Raw genomic sequence first — 21,368 nt, forward strand, 5'->3', positions numbered from 1 at the left:
CGGGCCTGCGCCGGGATGTTCGAGCCGGACCGGCGGGTGGCCGGCCCGGGATGGGTCTTCCCGGCCAGCCGATCAGGCGGGGGTGAACACCTGTGACGTTCGACGTGAACCCTCCACACCTTCTTGATCAACTCACGTTCCCGGAGTGCGGTCGGCCCGGCAACGCGCGTCGGGCCGGACGCCCGATGGCGTCCGGCCGACGTGATCAGGCGTTCGAGCGGTCAGAGCCGGGCGTCGCCCGCCGCGGTGGCCTCCTGCACCGCCGAGGTACGACGAACCTCCGCCCGCTCGTCGCCAGCGTCCTCCCGGTCGCGCCGGCGACCCGGGCCGCCCGGTTGGCGGTCGCCGCCGCCTGGTCACCGGTCACGCCACCGCGGATCCGGTTGTTCGCGGCCACCTGGGCGGCCGGGTCGTTGCCCGTCGCGGTCAACGAACCGTTGATGACGTTGTCGTCGACGGTGACGCCGCCGGTGGTGCTGGTGACGCTGACGTCCGCGCCCCAGTAGCTGCCGGAGGCGCAACTGTCGAGAGCGCCGTTCGGGCCCAGCTGCACGCCGCCCAGGTTGCCCGCGAACGTGGCCCGACCGCGGACCGCGCTGCCGCAGACGACACTGCCGGTGGCGCTGTTGAGCACCGACACGGTGCCGTCGACGAACGAGTCGTGCACGTCGGTGTAGTAGGTGCCGGTGCTGCTGAGGTTGCGTTCGACCTGCGTGCCGCGGTCGAGTCGGACCTCACCGGCGCCGACGGTGACGTGCCCGGCGATCGTCGACGCCTCGGCGAACAGGAAGCTGTCGATGGTCGCGGAGCCCTTCGGCCGTACGGTCACGGTGCCGGTACGGGCGTCCTTGAGGAAGACGCCGTACCCGCCGGCGGCCAGCACCACCTGGCCGTCGACGGTCGTGTCGGTGGCGTCGAGGTAGCCGTCGGCGGCGACGCGTACCTCGCCGCTGACGCGCCCACCGGTCACGACGAGATTGCCGCCGGCGGCGACGGTGACGTTGCCGGTGATCGTGGTGCCGGTCAGCGCGCAGGACTCGCCGGCCGGCACGTACAGGTCGTTGGGCACGGTCACCGCACCGCCGGTGCCGATGCAGTGGGTGACCAGGTCGGCGTGGGCGGTGGGCGCCACGGCCAGCACCGAGGCGGCGACGACGGCGCTCACGGTGGCCAGCTTGGCGACGGTACGTCCGGGCATCGTTGTACTCCCTGTCGATGAGATTCGAGGACTCATGCGCCGACGTCCGATCGGGCCGCGGCCCGGACGATGGCGCCCTGCTGCCGCCGGTTGAGCGTTCCGCCGGTCACCAGTGCGGCGGTGACCGTCTCGACGTGCCGGACGAAGTCGGCGTGGCCGGGGTAGTCGGCGTTTTCGTCGATCAAATCGTTGATGGTGCAGCCGTCACCGGCGTCGACGTTGTCGACCCCGGTGTCGTCACCGCCGATGATCACCGTGGCCCGGGTGTCGGAGGCGGGGCAGGCGTCGGTGCCGTCGGCCACCACGGTGAACGTCGTGGACTGCTCGGCGGAGGCGTTCCCGGCGGCGTCGGTCGCCCGGTACCGCAGGGTGTGTGCGCCCGGGGCGCGGACGGCGACCGGGGCCGCGTACGCGGTCCAGCCGCCGGTGTCGAGCGCGTACTCGACCGAAGCCACACCCGAGCCGTCGTCGGTGGCGGTGACGGTCACGGTCGCGGCGCCGACGTATCCGCCGTCGTCGTTCCGGTCGCCGGTGACCGTGGCGGACACCGTGGGCGGGGTGTCGTCCTCCTCCGTCGGGGCGACGACGGTGAAGTGAGCCATCTGCTCGGTCGAGGTGTTACCGGCGACGTCCGTCGCCCGGTAGTGCAGCATGTGCGTCCCGACCCCGGTCACCACGATCGGGTTCGCGTACGCGGTGAAGGCGGCCCCGTCCAGCGCGTACTCGATGGTGGCGACGCCGGACCCGGTGTCGGTGGCGGTCAGCGTGGCGGTCGCCGTACCGATGTAGTTGCCGTCGCCGTCGCGGTCACCGGCCAGCGCGGCCTTCACCACCGGCGCGGTGGTGTCCTCCTCCCCCGGCTCGACGATCCGGAACGTCACCGAGCCGACCGCGCTGGTGTTGCCGGCCTGGTCGGTGGCACGGAACTGCACCGAGTGGTCGCCGACCGCGCTCACCTGCACCGGCTGTGTGTACGGCTGGAAGCTGGTGTCGTCGATCTGGTACTCGACGGTGTCCACACCCGAGTCGGCGTCGGTGGCCGTGACGGTCACCGTGGCCGCACCGACGTAGTTTCCGTCCTGGTCGCGGTCACCCGACACGGCGGCGGCGACCGTCGGCGCCGTGGTGTCGCCACCTCCCCCGCCGTCGGTGACCACCAGCTCGCCGACCATCTGGCTGTGACCGGGCATCGTGCAGAAGTAGCGGTACCGGCCCGGGGTCAGCGTCACGGTCGCCTGGTGGCGGCCGTCGTTGGCGTCGAACGGACTGGCCAGGATGTTGAGGGTGACGTCGTGGTTGTAGCCCTCGGTGCTGGTGTCGAAGGTCAGCGTGTGCGGCATCCCGGAGGTGTTGCCGGTGGCCGTGCTGTTCTCCCAGATGATCGTCGCCGCGCCGGCCACCGCCTGGGTGGGCGCGGACTTGTAGCGGGTGATGTCGTCGTCGGCGGTCCAGGTCAGCACCTGGTCCTCGACGAGCGGGGCGGCGGTGGCGGGCGTCGCGGCCAACGGGATCACCGTGAGCAGCAGCGCCGACAGCGCAGCCGTGAGTCGTCGGATCATCGTTTCTCCTAGAGTTCCCGCACGCGGATGTTGCGGAACTCGGTCAGGTCGTTGTCGCCGTGGTTCTGCAAACCGATGAAGCCGCTGAGGAACTGCCGCAGGTCGGTCGGCGGGTCGCCGGCCCGGGAGGACTGCTTGCCCGGCGTGTTGTCGAACTCGTTGATTACCACGCCGTTGCGGATCATCGTGTAGTGCTGACCGACCACGCGGATCTCGTAGTCGTTCCACTCGTTCTTCGGGGTCACGCCGGCCTGGGCGAGCGGCACCGGATCGAAGTTGTAGACCGAGCCGGTCTTCTGCGGCTCTCCGGTCTCGCCGTCGTAGATCTGGATCTCGTGTCCGCAGTAGATCGCCATCCAGGCGGCCGAGGTCCGGGCCGATCCGACCGTGCCGCAGCTGCCCGGTGGCCGCTGCTCCAGTGGGGTTCGCAGGTCCGGGAATCGGATGAAGACGCCGGTGTTGGCCCGGCCGGTGCCCGGCGCGATGTCCCGGAACTGCAGCTTCAGCGAGAAGTCGGCCAGCTCCTTGGTGTGCCAGAGCATGCCCATGCCACCGCTGGAGCGCAGCGATCCGTCCGGCTGGATGCTGAACGAACCCGACGGCGCCTGCTGCCAACCGCGCAGCGACTCGGCCGTGCCGTCGAAGAGCGGCTCGTACCCGGTGCGCCCGTCGCGGCCGATGTCGGACGCGGCGGCCAGGCGGGTGAGCGTGCCCGATTCGCGGGCGCTGAGCAGTTCGTCGTCCTGCAACGCGCGGGTCACCGCGGTCACGTGCCGGACGAAGGCGTTGTGGTCGGCCCAGGTGCTCTCGTCGTCGATCAGGTCGTTGATCGTGCAGCCCTGCCCCACCGTACGGCTGGGCACCCCGGTGTCCGTGTCGCCGAGCCACACCGTGTCCCGGGCGTCCGGCACCGCGCAGCCCACCGTGACCGTGGTCTGCACCGTCGCCGTCTCACCGTCGGCGTACGTGACGGTCAGCTTCGCGGTGTAGGTCCCGACCCGGGCGTACGTGTGCCGGGGGTCTGCCTCGGTCGACGTGGCGCCGTCGCCGAACTCCCACCGGTGGCTGACGCCGCCGGACCGGGAGCCGGTGAAGGCGATGGTCAACGGCTTGTTCTGCACGGCCACCGAGGCCGCGGCCGGCGCCGGGGTGGGCGCGCCACCGGTGTAGGTGATCCGGATCAGCTTCTGGTTGGGGTGCAGGCTGAAGAACCCGCCTCCGTAGTCCAGCAGGTAGAGCGCGCCGTCCGGGCCGAACTTGGCGTCCATCCAGCTCTGCAGCCGGGTGTCGCCGTTGCCGCCGGGGATGATGGCCCGCAGCGACTCGGCGTACACCGGAGGTGCGGCCTGCGGCACGCCGGCCGGGTCGACGGTGACCGCGACCCGGTTGGCCGGGTTCGACTGGTCGCCGATGAGCCACTTGCCGTCCCAGTGTTCCGGCCACGCCACGCCGCTGGTGGTGTCGACGAGTTCGCGGTGGTAGGTCGGGCCGGACATGATGGCCTGCCCGCCGCCGCGCAGGTACGGCTGCGTGTAGGTGGCGTCCGCCGCGACGTAGGTCGGGAGGCCGCTGCCGTCGGTCCGCTTCGGGAACACCGGACCACCGCCGCTCGGCGAGTACCAGATCATGTTGTCCCGGGCCGCCGGGATGTCCACCAGGCCGGTGTTGCGCGGTGACTCGTTCTTCAGGTTGTCGCAGTCGTACCAGCCGGTCAGCACCTTGGCGTCGGTGTTGCTGCGGTCCCGGTACGGCTGCCGGTTGCCCATGCAGTACGGCCAGCCCTGGTTACCCGCCGAGGTGATGATGGTGGCGGTTTCGTACTTGGCCGGGCCCAGGGTGGGGCTGGGCGCCGACGCGTCCGGGCCGACCCAGCCGGCGGTCAGCCACTGGTGCACCGGGTCGATCTGGAGTCGGGCGATGTTGCGCACGCCCATCACGTAGATCTCCGGCCGGGTCTTCTCGGTGCCCGGTGGGAACAGGTTGCCCTCCGGGATGGTGTACGTGCCGTCCGACTCCGGGTGGATCCGAATGATCTTGCCGGCGAGGTCGTTGGTGTTGCCCGACGTACGCCGTGCGTCCTGGAACGAGATCCCCTGGTACTCCTGGGTCCAGTTGTTGCCGGAGTAGCCCTCCGACCCCTCGGAGGAGTTGTTGTCGCCGGAGCCGACGTAGAGGTTGCCCTTGGCGTCGAACGCCATGCCGCCGCCGGCATGGCAGCAACTGTGGATCTGCACCGGGAACTGCAGCAGATCCTTGCGGGTCGCCTGGTCGATGGTCTGCGTCGCGCGGTCGTAGGTGAACCGGGAGATGGTGCGCTGCCCGACGCGCTTCACCCGGTCGATCGACTCGTGCGGCATCCAGTAGACGTAGAGCCAGCCGTTGTCGGCGAACGCGGGGTCGGGCACGATGCCGAGCAGGCCCTCCTCGTTCTTCACCAGCTCGGATCCGCTGCCCCGGTTGCCCATCACCTTGAGGGTGGTGAGGAGCTTGACCTGCTTGCTGCGCGGATCCCACGAGTGGATGGTGCCGCAGCCGAGGCCGACGTTCGGGTCGTTCCAGTCCGCGATCGGGCCACTCGGGCAGGCCGCCTTGCCGACGTAGAACACCGTGCCGTCCGGCGCGATGGTGAGCCCGTGCGGCTCCCCGATCTGGTCCAGCTGCCCGGTCTGGTTGGCCGCGGTGAGCCGCTCCACCTTGTAGTTCGCGGCGATCGTCGCCTGGCAGTCCCCGCGTACCCGGCCGGTGGTCCAGTTGAGAGCTCCGGCCAGGTGCGTGCGGAACGCCTCCTCGCCGTAGCTGCCCTCGGTGTGGCCCATGCCGGTGTAGAACGACCGGCCGCCGTCGTAGTCCCGACACCAGGACACCGGGTGGAAGGGACCGTTGGCGGCGCCCCGGGTCGTAGTGCCGCTCCTCGACCTGGGCGAGGGTGTGCACGGTGCCGATCGGGTTCGGGTCCCAGTTCTCCCAGCGGTCCGAGCGGGTGACCGTCAGCGGCAGCGACGCCGTGGCCGGGTGTTTCCGGTCCAGGATGTCGACCACCGCGCGGTTCACGGCGGGCGGCGGCGGGGCGGTGGTGTTACCGGTGAACAGGCGCAGATCGGCGAGCTGGACCAGCGGTTCGCCGCTGTTGGCGGTGATGTTCAACCGGTAGCGGGTGAACTCCTGCGGCGTGGCGATGTCGAACCGGCGGGTCTGGAACCGGTCCGGGAAGCTCTGGCCGGTGCGTCGGTCCAGATCGGACCAGTTCTGCCCGTCCGTGGAGCCCTGCAGGGTCCAGTCCTTCGGGTCGCGCCCGGCGGAGTCGTTGGCCGACGTCAGCGCGTACCCGGTGATCCGCTTGGCGGCGGCCAGTTCGTACGCCACCCACGCCGTCGGGGTGCGGACCAGCCACTTGGTGTTGGCGTCGCCGTCGGTCAACTTCTCCTTCGTCTCGTTCGGCGCGTTCTCGCCGCTGGCGGTCACCCGGGCCACCGGTTCGGCCACCGGGATGGCACCCGCCGGGCGGGTGCCGATGAGGCCGGTGAACCAGGTGGAGTCGACCTGGGCGCGGGCGGCGTCGGCGATGCCGACGAAACCGCCGCCGGCCTTCATGTAGCTCTGCAGCGCCGACTCCTGGTCGCGGTTGAGCGCGGCGCCCGTCGCGGAAAGAAACACGACGCTGCGGTACGCCGACAGCCCGGCCGTGGTGAACACACCCGGGTCCGTGGTGGTCGTGACATCGATGTCATGACTGGCACCAAGCTGCCGGATGGTGTCCGCGGCGCGCGAAACCGGGTCCTGCTGCTCGGCCACCGGCCCGTGGAACACCAGGACCGCGGTCTTCGTCTGCTGTGTCGCCGGTGGTGCCGCGGCTGCGGTACGCGGCGCGGCTCCCGCCGCCGTTGCCGTTGCCGGGATCAGTGTCGCGATGGCCGCTACCGCGGCGAGGGCTCGTCGTACTTTTCTGGTCATCCCCGTCCCCACTTTCATCAGCTTCCGTGCGTGTGGGTGTGGCCTTGGAACCGGTGGATCGCCTCTTCGGCGCCCGGTGGCATGCTGCCGTCGGCGTTGCGGACCAGGAAGATCCCGGCCATGCCGCCGTCGGAGTGGGTCTGCACGTGGCAGTGGTACATCCACGCCCCGGGTCCGACGCCTTCTCCGGCCAGCACCTGAAAACCGAACGAACTGCCCGGATTGAGGTCCTTGTTGTCGACGACCAGGCTCGGGTCGCTCGGCCCTTCCAGCATCCCGGTGCGGTTGTCCGCCCAGCGGTGCGCGTGCAGGTGGAAGGTGTGGAAGAGGTTGCCGTGCCCGATGGCGATCCACTCCACCCGCTGGCCCAGGTTCGCCTCGAACATGGGCGTGTCCGGTGCCATCCGATTGTTGATCATCATGTCGTGGAACACGGCCGTGAACTGCTTCTCCGGCAGGATGTCGCCGCGGCGCCGCACGATCAACGCCCCGTACAGGCCCTTCGCGACACCGGCGGTGCCGTGGTCGGTGCCCATGGCGTGATCGTGGTAGTGCCAGTAGCCGGCACTGCCCGGCATGAACCGCCGGCCCGCCGCGGCGAACATCTCCCGGGAGCGCCAGACGTAGGTGCGCGTCTCGCCGGGATTGTTGAACGAGGCGTTGAGCGGGCTGCCGTCTGATTCGGTGCTGTAGTCCACCCCGTGCGGATGGATGGACAACCGTTGGTTGGTGGTGTTGACCAGGGTGATCTCCAGGGTGTCACCCTCGTACATCTCCAGCACGGGCCCCGGCACGGTGGCCTGGCCGGGTGCCAGGCCGTACCCGAACAGGTTGCCGGGCAACTGCTCGGCGTAGATGGTGACCTTCTTCGTGACGCCGGTGGCGGCCCGGGCCGGGCTGCCTCCGAACGCGGTGTCGAACGCGGGGCTGGACGCGCCCAGCGCTCCGGCGGCGAGCGCGCCGGTGGTGATCAGGGATCGACGGGACAGATGGCGGTGAGAGCCAACGGCGTGATCGTCCATGGGTCTCCGTTCCCGACCGGGCGAAGACGCGACGAAGGGCAGGGTGCATCGACCGCCGAGCACGGGGCGGAGGCACGACTGAGGGTGAGGCTCGTCGCGGGCTTTGCTCGGAAGACTCAGAACTTTCGGTGGATGACAGCAACTTATGTAATCCATCGACGAAAGTACAGGTCTGATTGCAAAAAGATTACCTGGACATCACGACGCACTTCGATCGATCATGAACCGGCCCCGACAACCCGCAGGTCACCGCCCTCGTCAGCACACGGCCGTCCGCCCGTCGGCACCTGCCGGCGGACGGCGTGATCAAGCGGTCTGTCAGATGGTGTGGCGGCCGTCGGCCGGTAGGCCGGGGGCCTCGGGCGGCTCGGGAGCCTGGTCGGGCTGACCGAGCTGCGCGACACGGGTCGGGTCGAGGACCCGGGAGAGGAACGCACGGGTCCGTTCGTGCCTGGGCGCGCCGAGCACCTCCTGCGGCGGCCCCTGCTCGACCACCACCCCGCCGTCCATGAACACCACCCGGTCCGCGACGTCACGGGCGAACGCCATCTCGTGGGTGACCACCATCATCGTCATGCCGTCCTCGGCCAGCTTGCGCATGACGGTGAGCACGTCGCCGACCAGTTCCGGGTCGAGCGCGGAGGTCGGCTCGTCGAAGAGCATCAGCTTCGGCTCCATCGACAGCGATCGGGCGATCGCCGCCCGCTGCTGCTGCCCACCGGAGAGCTGCGCCGGGAACACGTCGGCCTTGTCGGTCAGCCCGACACGCTCCAGGTTGTCCCGGGCGATCCGCTCGGCCTCGGCGCGACCGCGCCGCAGCACCCGGCGCTGGGCGATGGTGAGGTTGTTCAGCACGGTCAGGTGCGGAAACAGGTTGAACGACTGGAAGACCATGCCGATGCCACGGCGCACGGCGTCGACCTCGACGTCCGGGTCGGTCATCTCGACGCCGTTCACCCAGATCCGGCCGGCGGTCGGCTCCTCCAGCAGGTCGACGCAGCGCAGCAGGGTCGACTTACCCGAGCCGGACGGCCCGATGACGCAGACCACCTCGCCCTGACCGACCTCGAAGTCGATGCCCTTGAGCACTTCGAGCGGCCCGAAGGACTTGTGCAGGTCGCGGATCTCGACGGCGGGGCGGGGTGGCGTGGTCGTCATGCGGGTCACCGGGCCTTGGCGTAGCGGAGTTCGAGGCGTCGTACCACCTGGGACAGGGGCAGGGTGATCACCAGGTAGGCGAGGCCGGCCACCAGCAGCGGGGTGGCGTTCACCCGGTCGTTCAGCATGTCCCGACCGAACTTGGTGACCTCGATGGTCTGCGCCGTCACGCCCAGCACGTAGGCCAGCGACGAGTCCTTGGTGAGCAGGATCAGCTCGTTCGTCAGCGGCGGAATGACGATCCGGAACGCCTGGGGGATGACGATCGTGCGCATGGCGGTGAAGTGCGACATGCCGAGTGTGCGCGCCGCCTCCATCTGCCCCTTGGGAACGGCCTGGATGCCGGCCCGGATGGTCTCCGCCATGTACGCCGCGGCGGTCAGCCCGAGACCGATCGCGATGGAGCCGAACACGCCGCCCGGAATCTCACGCTCCGGGAAGGCGATCGGAATGCCGTACCCGACGAGGAAGAGCACCAGCAGCGCGGGCAGACCGCGGAACAACTCGATGTACGCCGTCGCCACCCAGCGGTACGGCGCCACCCGGGACAGCCGCATCAGCGCGAGGACGGTGCCGAACACCAGACCGAAAGCGAACGCGCCCAGCGTGTACAGGATGGTGTTGCGCAGCGCGACGGTGATGATCGTCGGGAACATCGACTTGATGATGTCGACGCGGAAGAACGCGTCCTTCAACCTGTCCCAGTCGGCGGCGAACAGCACCCCGGCGATGATGGCGATGAACACCAGGTACTGGATACCGAGGGACAGCCGTTCCCGCTGACGGCGTCGCAGCTTCACGTTCGGTCGTTGCCTTCCCGGAGGTTGCTGACAGCAAGGGCGCGCGAGACGCGCGCCCTTGCCTACGGAGCCTGGATCAGGCGCTCGGCCGCTTGCCGATCCACTTCTCGTAGATCGTGTCGTACGTGCCGTCCTGCTTGGCCTTGGCCAGCGCCTCGTTGATCTTCTTGAGCAGCTCCGGGTTGCCGTCCTTCTTCACCGAGAAGCCGTACTGCTCGCCGGTGCCGAACTCGGCGGCCACCTCGAACCCACCCGGGTTCTTCTTGAGGTACTCGGTCCAGACCGGCAGGTCGTTGATGCCGGCCTCGACCTGACCGTTGGCGACGGCCTGCTGCAGGGCGGCGAGGTCCTCGAACTCGACGAGCTGCAGGCCCTTCTCCTTCTCGAACTTCTTGGCGTAGTCGCGGCCGGTGGTGGCCGCCTGGACGCCGAGCTTCCTGCCCCGAAGGTCGTCGAGCGCCTTGTACGACTTACCGGTCTTCACCAGCATCGCCTGGGTCGCGTCGAAGTAAGGATCGGAGAAGTTCATCACCTTCTGCCGTTCCTCGGTGATCGTCATGCCGGCCGCGGCGGCGTCGCACTTGCCGGTGTTGAGGTCCTGACCGGACTTGATCCCCTCGAACGGGGTGTCGATGATCGTCTGCTCGACGCCCAGCTCCTTGGCCACCAGGTCCATCACGTCGACGTCGAAGCCGGTCACCTTGCCGCTGGCGTCCTTGGACTGGAACGGCGGGTACGGCAGGTGGGTGCAGACGGTGAGCTTGCCCGCCTCGACCAGCTTCACGCCGTTCGCCTGGACCTCGCTGTCATCCTTCTTGGCGCATCCCGCGGTCACCGCCAGGGCGGCGATGGTCACGAGGAGGCCGGCCTGGCGGGCTGCGCTCTGGAACCTCACGGCTGTGTCCCTCCGGTGCGGCTCCCCCTGTGGCGGGCAGCCAGGTTGGTGCGAAGACGGTGTGACAGGCGACGGTACCTGATTGGGCGGGCGGCACCCAGATCACACCAGGCCCGGTTGGGCGGGTACATCGCCCGCCCAGCCGGTGAATCCGACAGCCGGGCGGCAACCGGGCGGCCAACGGAGGCTGTGCCGGTGTCGACGGGATGGTTAACCTGTCTGCATGCGCGAGTCGGTGTCCGGGAGCGGTCCCGATGGCTGACGCCGAGGATGTCCGGAATCTGGCCCGGTCGTTACCGGACGTCGTCGAGATCGACAGCGAGGGCTTCGACTTCCGGGTCGCCGACAAGGGCTTCGTCTGGTCCTACCCCGAGCGCCGGCCCGGGGAGCGCCGCCGCATCCGCACCGACGTCGCGGTGCTCTATGTGGGCGACGAGGCGGAGAAGCAGGCGCTGCTGCTCGGAGAGCCCGAGTTGTTCTTCACCACGTCCGCGTACGACGGACTGCCCCTGGTCATGCTGTGGCTGGAGCGGGTGGACGTGCGGCGTCTGACGGAGCTGATCACCGACGCGTGGCGGATGCGCGTCCCCGCCCACTGCCAGTAGCCATCTCACCACGGAGGGTGCCGTCGTCAATCCCGTCGCGTGTTATGTCGGACGGGGACCAAAACTTTTGTGGAGTTCCTACAACTGAGCGCCGGTTGGTTCGGCGATTGCGCCATGGCGCAGCCCGCCGACAGCCGGAAAAGTGATCACTGCCGGGAGTCGTCCACTCGCGGCGCGCAGGTCATGGTCTACCAAAGGGGTCAGTCGGGTGTTCAACCGTATCGCCATCGTCAACCGAGGTGAGGCCGCGATGCGGCTCATCCACGCGGTCCGCGAGCTGGCTGCGGAGACCGGCGTTCCGCTCGAAACCGTCGCCCTCTACACCGACGTCGACCGCACCGCCACCTTCGTGCGCGAGGCGGACATCGCCTACGACCTCGGTCCGGCGTCCGCCCGCCCGTACCTCAATCTCGCCACGCTGGAGCGCGCCCTGGTCGAGACCGGGGCCGACGCCGCGTGGGTCGGCTGGGGTTTCGTCGCCGAGGACCCGGCGTTCGCCGAGCTGTGCGAGAAGATCGGCGTCACCTTCGTCGGGCCGAGCCCGGAGGCCATGCGCCAACTCGGCGACAAGATCGGCTCCAAGCTCATCGCCGAGAAGGTCGGCGTGCCGGTCGCGCCGTGGAGTCGCGGCGCCGTGGAGACCCTGGACGCCGCGCGGGCCGCGGCGGCCGAGATCGGCTACCCGCTGATGCTGAAGGCGACCGCGGGCGGTGGCGGACGCGGCATTCGCGTGATCACCAGCGAGGCCGACCTGGACGACGCGTACGAGCGCACCAGCCAGGAGGCGGCGCGGGCCTTCGGCAGCGGCGTCGTCTTCCTGGAGCGGCTGGTCACCGGCGCGCGACACGTCGAGGTCCAGGTGATCGCCGACGGGCAGGGCACCGCGTGGGCGCTCGGTGTCCGGGACTGCTCGGTGCAGCGCCGCAACCAGAAGGTCATCGAGGAGTCGGCGTCGCCGGTGCTCGACCGGGCGCAGGCAGCCGAGCTGAAGGCGTCGGCCGAGCGGCTCGCCGTGGCGGTCGGCTACCGGGGCGCGGCCACCGTCGAGTTCCTGTACCACCCCGGCGACCGGCTGTTCGCGTTCCTCGAGGTCAACACGCGCCTCCAGGTCGAGCACCCGATCACCGAGCTGACCACCGGGTTCGACCTGGTCAAGGCGCAACTGCACGTCGCCTCCGGCGGGCGCCTCGACGGCGCGCCCCCGGCGGAGCGTGGCCACGCCATCGAGGCCCGGCTGAACGCCGAGGATCCCGACCGCGACTTCGCGCCGTCGCCCGGCCGCATCGCACGGCTCGACCTGCCCAGCGGCCCCGGCATCCGGGTGGACACCGGCGTCAGCGAGGGCGACACCATCCCCGCCGACTTTGACTCCATGATCGCGAAGATCATCGCGTACGGCCGTGACCGCGACGAGGCGCTGGGCAGGCTGCGACGGGCCATGGCGAACACCACCGTGATCATCGAGGGCGGGGCGACGAACAAGAGCTTCGTCCTCGACCTGCTCGACCAGCCCGAGGTGATCGACGCCAGCGCGGACACCGGCTGGATCGACCGTGTCCGCGGCGAGGGTCGACTCGTCGCGCACCGGCACAGCGCTGTCGCGCTGGCGGCCGCCGCCATCGAGGCGTACGAGGAGGAGGAGCACGTCGAGCGCCAGCGGCTGTTGTCGACGGCCTCCGGTGGGCGCCCGCAGGTGCAGCACGCCAGCGGTCGACCGCTGGACCTCAAGCTGCGCGGCGCCGACTACCGCACCCGCGTGGCGCGGGTCGACGCGCACCGGTTCCGCGTGGGCATCGAGTCCGGTGGCCTGGTGCGCACCGCCGACGTCGAACTCGACCGCTTCGACCGGCACACCGGTCAGATCGTCGTCAACGGCATCCGGTACCGCCTGCTCACCGGCACGTACGGGCCGACGCACCTGGTCGAGGTGGACGGTGTCACGCACCGGGTCAGCCGCGACGAGGGTGGCGTCCTGCGCTCCCCCATGCCGGCGCTGGTCGTCGCCACGCCCCTGGAGATCGGCGACGAGGTCGAGGCGGGCGCGCCGGTGCTCGTGCTGGAGGCCATGAAGATGGAGACGGTGCTGCGGGCGCCGTTCAAGGCGCGGCTCAAGGAGTGCGCAGTCTCCGTGGGCAGCCAGGTGGAGGCCGGTGCGCCGCTGCTGCGCCTGGAGCCCCTCGCCGACGACGCCGCCGACAGCGCGGACGCCACGGCCACCGCCTCGGTCGAACTGGACCTGCCCGCCTCCGCCGAGCAGCTGTCGGCCGACGAGCGCAGCCGCCGTGGTCAGGAGGACCTGCGCGGGCTGCTGCTCGGCTTCGACGTCGACCCGCACGACGACCGTCGGGTGCTCGACGACTACCTCACCGCGCGCGCGCGGCCACCGAGGACGGTCACCGGCCGCTCGCCGCCGAACTCGACCTCCTCAACGTGTTCGCCGACCTCGCCGAACTGAGCCGCAACCGGCCGACCGGCGAGGACGGCGGCGCACACGTGTACAGCGCCCGCGAGTACTTCCACACCTACCTGCAGAGCCTCGACGTCGAGCGGGCCGGCCTGCCGGACGCCTTCCAGGCCAAGCTCGGCAAGGCGCTCGGCCACTACGGCGTCACCGACCTCGACCGCTCCCCCGACCTCGAAGCCGCCGTGTTCCGGATCTTCCTGGCTCAGCAGCGCGCGTCCGCCGACGCCGCCGTCGTCGCGACGCTGCTGCGCGCCTGGCTGCCGGAGTCCCCGCCGGACGAGACGCTGCGCGAGCCCGCCGGCCTCGCGCTGGAACGGCTGATCTCCGCCACGCAGGTACGCTTCCCCGCCCTCGCCGACCTCGCCCGCGGCGTGGTGTTCGCCTGGTTCGCCCAGCCGCTGCTGCGCCGCAACCGCGCCCGCGTCTATGCCCAGGTCCGCGCGCACCTGCGGCACCTGGACGCGCACCCGGACTCGCCCGATCGCGCCGAGCGCGTCGCCGAGATGGTGCGCAGCACCGAACCGCTGGTCCGACTGCTCGGCCAGCGCCTCGTCCGCGACCACCTCGACAACACGGTCATGCTGGAGGTGCTCACCCGTCGGTACTACGGCAACAAGGCGCTCACCAGCGTGCGCACCCGCGAGGTCGCGGGCTGCTCGTTCGTGGTCGCCGAACGCGCGGACTCCAGTGTGGTCTCGGCCGCGGTGAGCTTCGACGCGTTGGACGGCGCCCTGCGCGGGCTCGCCGACCTGGCCACCGGCGAGGACTCCGTCGACGCCGACATCTACCTCGCTGGGAGAACCAGCCGGAGGACTTTGACGAGATGGCCGCCGCGCTGCACGACGTCATCACCGCGCACCCGCTGCCGCCCCAGGTCCGACGGCTCACCGCCACCGTCGCGGGTCGCGGTGGGGCGGTGATGCACCACCACTTCACGTTCCGACCGTCCGGCACCACGATGACCGAGGACCGGCTGATCCGCGGCCTGCACCCGTACATCGCCCAGCGGATGCAACTGGAGCGGCTGCACAAGTTCGACCTGACCCGGCTGCCGTCGTCGGACGAGGAGGTCTACCTCTTCCAGTGCGTGGCGCGGGAGAACCCGGCCGACGAACGACTCGTCGCGTTCGCCCAGGTACGGGACCTGACCGAGCTGCGCGAGCAGGACGGCCGGCTGGTGGCGCTGCCGACGACCGAGGACGCCATCGCGGCCTGCCTCGACTCGATCCGCCGCGCCCAGTCCCGCCGACCGTCGAAGACGCGCTTCAACACCAACCGGATCGTGGTCTACGTCTGGCCGCCGAGCGAGCTCACCCGCGAGGAGATGGAGATGATCGCCGGGCGGGTGCGCCCGACGACCGTGGGCGCCGGGCTGGAGGAGATCCTGTTCATCGCCCGCCAGCGCGACCGCCGCACCGGCGAGCTGACCAAGATCGCCGTACGGATCTCCTTCGACGCCACCGGCGGCGCGGAGCTGGTTGTCGGCGAACCGCCGGCGGAGCCGGTCGAACCGCTCGACGAGTACCGGCTGAAGGTCCTGCGGGCGAGCAGCCGCAACACCGTGTACCCGTACGAGCTGACCGGCCGGCTCGGCGACTTCGTCGAGCACGACCTCGACGACGACCACACCCTGGTGCCGGTGGACCGGCCCAAGGGGCGCAACCGCGCCGCGATCGTCGCCGGGGTGGTCACCGCCCCGACCACGCGGCACCCGCAGGGCGTCACCCGGGTGGTGCTGCTCGGCGACCCGACGAAGTCGCTGGGCGCCCTGTCGGAGCCGGAGTGCCGGCGGGTGATCGCCGCCCTGGACCTGGCGGAGCGGCTGCGCGTGCCGCTGGAGTGGTGGGCGTTGTCGGCCGGTGCCCGGATCTCCATGACCTCCGGCACGGAGAACATGGACTGGGTCGCCGCGGCCCTCAAGCGGATCGTCGAGTTCACCCAGGCCGGCGGTGAGATCAACATCGTCGTCGCGGGCATCAACGTCGGCGCGCAGCCGTACTGGAACGCCGAGGCGACGATGCTGATGCACACCAAGGGCGTCCTGGTGATGACACCGGACTCGGCGATGGTGCTCACCGGCAAGCAGTCGCTCGACTTCTCCGGCGGCGTGTCCGCCGAGGACAACTTCGGCATCGGCGGCTACGACCGGGTGATGGGGCCGAACGGGCAGGCGCAGTACTGGGCGCCGAACCTGACCGCCGCGCGGGACGTGTTGATGTCGCACTACGACCACACGTACGTCGCGCCCGGCGAGGACGCCCCACGGCGCGCGACGACCACCGATCCACTGGACCGCGACATCTCCACCTTCCCGCACGACGTGGCGGGCAGCGCCTTCGCCACCGTCGGCGAGATCTTCTCCGCCGAGGCCAATCCGGACCGCAAGAAGCCGTTCGACATCCGTACCGTGATGCGGGCCCTCTCCGACCAGGACCACCCGGTGCTGGAACGCTGGGCGGGCATGGCCGACGCGGACACCGCCGTCGTGCAGGACGTCCACCTCGGCGGCATTCCGGTCTGTCTGCTCGGCATCGAGTCCCGCTCGGTGCCACGGCACGGGTTCCCGCCCACCGACGGCCCGGACACCTACACGGCGGGCACGCTGTTCCCCCGGTCGTCGAAGAAGGCCGCGCGGGCGATCAACGCGGCCAGCGGCAACCGGCCGCTGGTCGTGCTGGCGAACCTGTCCGGCTTCGACGGCTCACCAGAGTCGATGCGCAAGCTCCAGCTGGAGTACGGCGCCGAGATCGGCCGGGCGATCGTGAACTTCCGCGGGCCCATCGTCTTCTGCGTGATCTCGCGCTATCACGGTGGAGCGTTCGTGGTGTTCTCCAAGGCGCTGAACCCGAACATGACCGTGCTGGCGCTGGAGGGCTCGTTCGCCTCGGTGCTTGGCGGCGCGCCCGCCGCCGCTGTGGTGTTCTCCGCCGACGTCAACGCCCGCACCGCGGCCGACCCCCGGGTACGCGACCTGGAGGCGCGCGTCGCCGCCGCGGCCGGCACCGGACGGGCCGCGTTGACCGCGGAACTCGACGAGCTGCGCTCCTCGGTGCGCGCGGAGAAGCTCGGCGAGGTGGCCACGGAGTTCGACCGCGTGCACAACATCCAGCGCGCCGTCGAGGTCGGCTCGGTGGACGCCGTCATCCGCGCCGCCGAACTGCGTCCGCGCATCATCGAGGCCATCGAGACCCGCCTGGGATAGCGCGTGCCCACCCCTCCGGCGGCCAGCCGCATCGTGCTGGCCGCCGGAGGGGCAGCACCGTCAACTCCCGCTGACCGCACCGCGTACCGCGACCGCGATGGCGAGCCAGACGAGGTACGCGACGACACCGACGCCGACCATGACCAACGCCTTGCCGACGGACGGGAGCCGGGTCCGGGCGACGGCCAGGTTCACCGCGAGGCCGGCACTCCGCCGACGGTGACGGCAGGATGGCCCCAGAAGGCGTTGGTGGTGACGACGACGGGGCCGGCCACGCCGGGGACGGTGATCGGTTCTGATTTCACCGGCGTGATCGTAGAGCCACACCGACGAGCCCACGGCCCGCTCGGGTCCTCAGCCGGTCCGCCGCTCGCGGGTCGGCGGACCCTCGGCCCGCCAGGCCGCCGCGAGATCCTCGCGAGCCCGGGCGACACGGGAGCGGATCGTGCCGACCGGGCACTGGCACACGTCCGCCGCCTCGACGTAGGACAGTCCGAGCACCTGGGTGGCGACGAACGCCTCGCGACGTTCCCGGCTCAGGCCGGCGATCAACTGGTGCAGGGTCACGCTGTCGTCGGCGCCGGCGTCGACCGCACCCGCGGCCTCGGCCGCCGCCTGCCAGTCCGGCACCGACGCCAGCCTCGGCCGGGCCACCGCGGCGCGGACGTGGTCCACGGCGACCCGTCGGGCGATGCTGAACACCCACGTCCGGGCCGAGGAGCGGCCGGCGAAGCGGGGCAGGCCACGAAACGCGCGCAGGAACGTCTCCTGCGTCAGGTCGTCGGCCTCGCCCGGGCCGGCGAGGTGCGACAGGAACCGCCAGACCTGGCCCTGTAGCGCCCGCACGAACGCGGCGGCTGCCTGCCGGTCACCCCGCCCGGCCTCCCGCGCCCACCGGGTCACCTGTTCGTCGTCGGCGGCGCCGTTCAGCACCGGCCACTCCAGCGCGAGGCGCCTAGGGCGGTGCCCGCACGCGCGAGCGGGGAACCCGTCATCAGGTCACGTCCTCAGTCCGCGATGCCGTGGTCGAAACGCCGCCGATCAGCCGCGCACTCTGGTTGTCGTGAGCCAGCGCGGAAAAGTTCCCGGACGTCCACCGTTCGGCTGATTTCCTGGTTCCCCGGCCCGGGCCGGGGAACGACGCCGCCCGCCGTCCGACCACCGCTTCCGACAGCCCCGCGCTTCGAGTCGATCGGATACCGCATGACGTCCACGGTTGAGACGCCCGAGTCCACTCCTCCCGCCACTCCGGCTCCGGTCCCGGCGGCGGTGGCGCGCACGGGGTGGGGCGGTTTGCTGCTGCGTATCCACTTCTACGCCGGGATCCTGGTCGCCCCGTTCCTCGTGGTGGCCGCGCTGACCGGCCTGGCCTACACGGTCACGCCCCAACTGGACCGGATCGTCTACGGCGAGCAGCTCACCGTCGACTCGGTCAGCGAGACGGCGCGTCCGCTGGCCGAGCAGGTCACCGCGGCCCGGACGGCCCACCCCGAGGGGACGCTCGCGTCCGTCGCACCCGGAGACGGGGACGTGACGACCCGGGTGGTGTTCGACGTCGGCGACCCCGCGGATCGGCAGCACACCGTCTACGTCGACCCGTACACCGGTGCCGTGAAGGGGACGCTGACGACCTGGTTCGGGTCGACGCCGGTCACCACCTGGCTGGACGATCTGCACCGCAACCTGCACCTCGGCGTCGTCGGCCGCTACTACTCGGAGGCCGCCGCGAGCTGGTTGTGGGTCCTCGTGCTCGGCGGGATCGTCCTGTGGTGGCGTCGACAGCGCACCGCCGCCGGTCGAGTACGCCGGCTGTTCGGCCCGGATTTCGCGGCCCGTCGGGGTGTACGGCGCACCCGTGGCTGGCACGCGGCGACCGGGCTGTGGCTGGCGGTCGGGCTGCTCCTGCTCTCCGCGACGGGGCTGACCTGGTCCCGTCACGCCGGCGAGAACTTCGGCGCGGGTCTGGACGCCCTCGACTCCCGTACCCCCGAGGTGTCCACGACCCTGCCGGATACGGCCGCACCCTCCGGGGAATCCGGCCACCACGGCGGCGGGAACACCGGGCACGCCACCGCGATCGACCCCGCCGCCGTCGACCGTGTCCTTGCCATCGCCCGCGGCACGGGCCTGGACGGTCCGGTCGAGATCACGCCCGCCGCCGACGCCCGATCAGCGTGGACCGTCGCGCAGGTGGACAACACCTGGCCGGTTCGCAAGGACAGCGTCGCCGTCGACCCCGCCGCCGGTACCGTGACCGCCCGCAGCGACTTCGCATCCTGGCCGCTGTTGGCACAGCTCAGTGGCCTCGGTGTCCAGGCCCACATGGGACTGCTGTTCGGGCCCGTCAACCAGATCCTGCTCGCCGCCCTCGCCCTCGGCCTGCTCTGCGTGATCCTCTGGGGCTACCGCATGTGGTGGCTACGCCGCCCGACCCGCGCCGGCCGGCGCGCCCCCGGTCGGCGCCGCACCCGAGCGGGGGGGCGTGGCGGCAGGTGCCCGCCTGGGGCCTCGTCCTCGGCGTACCCGTCGCCGTCGCCGTCGGCTGGGCACTACCCGTCCTCGGCGTGACCCTGCTGGCCTTCCTCATCATCGACCTCGTCGCCGGGGTCTGGCGGGCCCGGCGGACCACCCCGACAGCCGGATGACGACGGATCACGGACGCTCCCGGGTGGTCAGGTGCGCGGCTGGCGGTGCCGGCGCCTCCGCTCGATGTCCACCTGGACCTCCGGGTCCCAGAGGGCGGCGTTCCAGTCCTCCGGCTGCGGCTCGGCGGGCGGCATCAGCCCGGTGACCGACACGCTTCTCGGGCCCACCGAGCCGGCGATCGCCCGGCTGCCGGCCGGTGTGGCGGCGGCACCGGGGTGAGCTGCGGTGTTCGGCGCCGCCGGTCCGGTGAGCCTGCGTTGAAGCCTGACACTCATGGCCAGCGCACCGATGACGAGCAGGATCGCGGCGGTTGCCCGTACGACGTGGAAGGCCACCGGAGTCTTCATCGGCAGGAGGTACGACAGGAAGAGGACGAGCGAACTCACGGCGACCGCCCAGTTCCGCACCAACGCGACAGTGCCCCCGTGTGCCTCGACGAGGCCCTTCGCGAGGTTCGACCACACCACGAAGGCCACGAACAGGGCCAGGGGTACGACCACCGACAGGACACTGACGACCTGCCGACCCGGCACCTTGACCAGGTCGGCCGCGCTCGCCGCCCGCACCAGCGACAGGACCGCGAACAGAGCGGCGAGAGCCACCAGCGCACCCAACGACGCGTGCCAGCGCAACGGGGTCCCCTCGGCAACCGGAGCACTGTCGCAGCTGTGTCCCTGACCTGGATGGTCGAGGCGGGTGCCGCATGTCGAGCAGTCCAACGTCGTTCTCCCCCGTACCGACTGGCTGTACCGAGCGGCACAGTAACAGCGCACCCCCGACACCGGTCGTACAGTGGGGAAGGTCCTGGCCCCAGTGATCGTGGCGGGCGCGTTCCCTGCCCGCCCGGAAGGAGCACAGTGAACCGTCCTGTCCGGACAACCCTCGGCGTCGTGTTGAGCGCCACCCTCCTCACCACCCTCGCCGCCGCGCCAGCGCAGGCACACAGCGGGGGTCGACCGCCCACCGTCATCGCCCTGCCCGACGGGTTCCAGCCCGAGGGCATCGCCACCGCCGGCCGGTACGCGTACTTCGGCTCCCGCGCCACCGGCGCCATCTACCGGGTCGACCTGCTGACCGGCCGGGGCGCGACGATCGGCGCGCCCATCGGCACTCCGTCGCTCGGGCTGAAGGTCGACCCGCGCGGTCGGCTGTTCGTCGCCGGCGGCACGGCCGGCGACGCCCGTGTGCTCGACTCCCGCACCGGCGAGGTGCTGGCCCGCTACCAGTTCGCCACCACCCCGACGTTCGTCAACGACGTCATCCTGACCCGCGACGCCGCGTACTTCACCGACTCCCACCGACCGGTGCTCTACCGGCTGCCACTCGGCCGCGGCGGCGCGCTGCCGCCCGCCGACGGTTTCACCACCATCGCGCTGACCGGCGCGTACGAGCAGGTCGGCACCGGCGTCAACCTCAACGGCATCGTCACCACGCCGGACGGCAGGGCGTTGATCGTCGTCCAGTCCAACACCGGGACGCTGTTCCGGGTCGACCCGGCGACCGGTGCCACCACCGTCGTGGACGTGCCCGGCTACACCTTCACCAACGGCGACGGCCTGCTGCTGCTCGGCCGCACCCTGTACGTCGTACAGAACAGCCTCAACCAGGTCGCGGTGGTCAGGCTGAACCAGGCCGGCACCGCCGGAACGGTCACCGGCACCATCACCGACCAGAACTTCGACGTGCCGACCACCGTCGCCAGGGCGCTGGGCCGCCTGTACCTGCCCAACGCCCGCTTCTCGACGCCCGCGACCCCGACCACGCCCTACTCGGCCGTCGCGGTCCGCGCCCGCTGAGCGACCGACCGGGTACCGCCGGCCGCAGCTGGACGTGAACGCCGACGAGCCCCGGCCGATCCTCGTGGATCG

Annotated in this window: 14 protein-coding genes and 2 pseudogenes; 5 read left to right on the forward strand and 11 right to left on the reverse strand. The window is 70.9% G+C overall.

The genetic code is table 11. The annotated features are described in order from the left end of the window. Positions 1-205 precede the first annotated feature (205 nt). Genes JNW91_RS02260 through JNW91_RS31675 form a run of 3 tightly spaced genes read right to left on the reverse strand, consistent with a single transcriptional unit; the run spans position 206 to position 5,621 of the window. Complete coding sequence (locus JNW91_RS02260; RefSeq protein ID WP_203173283.1) at positions 206-1,198, reverse strand: hypothetical protein; 993 nt, start codon at positions 1,196-1,198, stop codon at positions 206-208. A 32-nt stretch (positions 1,199-1,230) separates the two neighbouring features. Next, the gene (locus JNW91_RS02265; RefSeq protein WP_203173284.1) at positions 1,231-2,757 is read right to left on the reverse strand and encodes an OmpL47-type beta-barrel domain-containing protein; all 1,527 of its coding nucleotides are present in this window, start codon (positions 2,755-2,757) and stop codon (positions 1,231-1,233) included. An 8-nt stretch (positions 2,758-2,765) separates the two neighbouring features. Further along, complete coding sequence (locus JNW91_RS31675; RefSeq protein ID WP_309244193.1) at positions 2,766-5,621, reverse strand: family 16 glycoside hydrolase; 2,856 nt, start codon at positions 5,619-5,621, stop codon at positions 2,766-2,768. 71 nt (positions 5,622-5,692) lie between these two features. Here JNW91_RS31675 and JNW91_RS33795 point away from each other — a divergent pair, with 71 nt between their 5' ends. Then, on the forward strand, positions 5,693-5,908 hold the full coding sequence (locus JNW91_RS33795; RefSeq protein WP_407664236.1) for a hypothetical protein: 216 nt from the start codon (positions 5,693-5,695) through the stop codon (positions 5,906-5,908). 32 nt (positions 5,909-5,940) lie between these two features. On the opposite strand, the pseudogene JNW91_RS31685 reads toward JNW91_RS33795, so the two are convergent. The 5 genes and pseudogenes from JNW91_RS31685 to JNW91_RS02290 all read right to left on the reverse strand — a co-directional run. Next, positions 5,941-6,726 (reverse strand): annotated as a pseudogene (locus JNW91_RS31685) (ThuA domain-containing protein); the annotation flags it as partial. Then, positions 6,726-7,730, reverse strand: coding sequence for a multicopper oxidase domain-containing protein (locus tag JNW91_RS02275; protein ID WP_203173285.1), 1,005 nt, complete (start codon positions 7,728-7,730; stop codon positions 6,726-6,728). The gene JNW91_RS02275 and the pseudogene JNW91_RS31685, both read right to left, overlap by 1 nt. Positions 7,731-8,048: 318 nt before the next feature. Continuing rightward, the gene (locus JNW91_RS02280; protein WP_203173313.1) at positions 8,049-8,888 is read right to left on the reverse strand and encodes an amino acid ABC transporter ATP-binding protein; all 840 of its coding nucleotides are present in this window, start codon (positions 8,886-8,888) and stop codon (positions 8,049-8,051) included. A 5-nt stretch (positions 8,889-8,893) separates the two neighbouring features. After that, positions 8,894-9,688 carry an amino acid ABC transporter permease gene (locus JNW91_RS02285; protein WP_203173286.1) on the reverse strand — a complete coding sequence of 265 codons (795 nt, stop codon included), beginning with the start codon at positions 9,686-9,688 and terminating at the stop codon, positions 8,894-8,896. 76 nt (positions 9,689-9,764) lie between these two features. Continuing rightward, positions 9,765-10,583 carry a basic amino acid ABC transporter substrate-binding protein gene (locus JNW91_RS02290; RefSeq protein WP_203173287.1) on the reverse strand — a complete coding sequence of 273 codons (819 nt, stop codon included), beginning with the start codon at positions 10,581-10,583 and terminating at the stop codon, positions 9,765-9,767. A gap of 254 nt (positions 10,584-10,837) precedes the next feature. On the opposite strand from JNW91_RS02290, the gene JNW91_RS02295 reads away from it, so the two are divergent. Both JNW91_RS02295 and JNW91_RS02300 read left to right on the forward strand, forming a co-directional pair. Beyond that, entirely contained in the window at positions 10,838-11,188 is a 351-nt protein-coding gene (locus tag JNW91_RS02295; protein ID WP_203173288.1) for an MmcQ/YjbR family DNA-binding protein, read from the forward strand. A 208-nt stretch (positions 11,189-11,396) separates the two neighbouring features. Further along, positions 11,397-16,854, forward strand: a pseudogene (locus tag JNW91_RS02300) (ATP-binding protein). Between the two features lie 60 nt (positions 16,855-16,914). On the opposite strand, the gene JNW91_RS33005 reads toward JNW91_RS02300, so the two are convergent. Both JNW91_RS33005 and JNW91_RS02310 read right to left on the reverse strand, forming a co-directional pair. Continuing rightward, positions 16,915-17,049, reverse strand: a complete 135-nt coding sequence (locus JNW91_RS33005; protein WP_255544930.1) for a hypothetical protein — start codon at positions 17,047-17,049, stop codon at positions 16,915-16,917. A 159-nt stretch (positions 17,050-17,208) separates the two neighbouring features. Beyond that, on the reverse strand, positions 17,209-17,784 hold the full coding sequence (locus JNW91_RS02310) for a sigma-70 family RNA polymerase sigma factor (RefSeq protein WP_203173314.1): 576 nt from the start codon (positions 17,782-17,784) through the stop codon (positions 17,209-17,211). 363 nt (positions 17,785-18,147) lie between these two features. On the opposite strand from JNW91_RS02310, the gene JNW91_RS02315 reads away from it, so the two are divergent. Next, the gene (locus JNW91_RS02315) at positions 18,148-19,422 is read left to right on the forward strand and encodes a PepSY-associated TM helix domain-containing protein (RefSeq protein ID WP_238424216.1); all 1,275 of its coding nucleotides are present in this window, start codon (positions 18,148-18,150) and stop codon (positions 19,420-19,422) included. Between the two features lie 104 nt (positions 19,423-19,526). Here the strand turns inward: JNW91_RS02315 and JNW91_RS02320 are convergent, their stop codons facing one another. After that, positions 19,527-20,102 (reverse strand): hypothetical protein, encoded by a 576-nt coding sequence (locus tag JNW91_RS02320; protein WP_203173289.1) that lies wholly within the window; start codon positions 20,100-20,102, stop codon positions 19,527-19,529. A gap of 255 nt (positions 20,103-20,357) precedes the next feature. On the opposite strand from JNW91_RS02320, the gene JNW91_RS02325 reads away from it, so the two are divergent. After that, positions 20,358-21,296, forward strand: coding sequence for an SMP-30/gluconolactonase/LRE family protein (locus tag JNW91_RS02325; protein ID WP_203173290.1), 939 nt, complete (start codon positions 20,358-20,360; stop codon positions 21,294-21,296). Positions 21,297-21,368: the final 72 nt, after the last annotated feature.

Origin of the sequence: Micromonospora parastrephiae, from assembly GCF_016802865.1 — a bacterium.
GTDB lineage: Bacteria > Actinomycetota > Actinomycetes > Mycobacteriales > Micromonosporaceae > Micromonospora > Micromonospora parastrephiae.

Coding starts and splice junctions, on each gene's coding strand:
- JNW91_RS02260 (WP_203173283.1), bottom strand. CDS start 1,198: ATGCCCGGACGTACCGTCGCCAAGCTGGCCACCGTGAGCGCCGTCGTC.
- JNW91_RS02265 (WP_203173284.1), bottom strand. CDS start 2,757: ATGATCCGACGACTCACGGCTGCGCTGTCGGCGCTGCTGCTCACGGTG.
- JNW91_RS02275 (WP_203173285.1), bottom strand. CDS start 7,730: ATGGACGATCACGCCGTTGGCTCTCACCGCCATCTGTCCCGTCGATCC.
- JNW91_RS02280 (WP_203173313.1), bottom strand. CDS start 8,888: ATGACGACCACGCCACCCCGCCCCGCCGTCGAGATCCGCGACCTGCAC.
- JNW91_RS02295 (WP_203173288.1), top strand. CDS start 10,838: ATGGCTGACGCCGAGGATGTCCGGAATCTGGCCCGGTCGTTACCGGAC.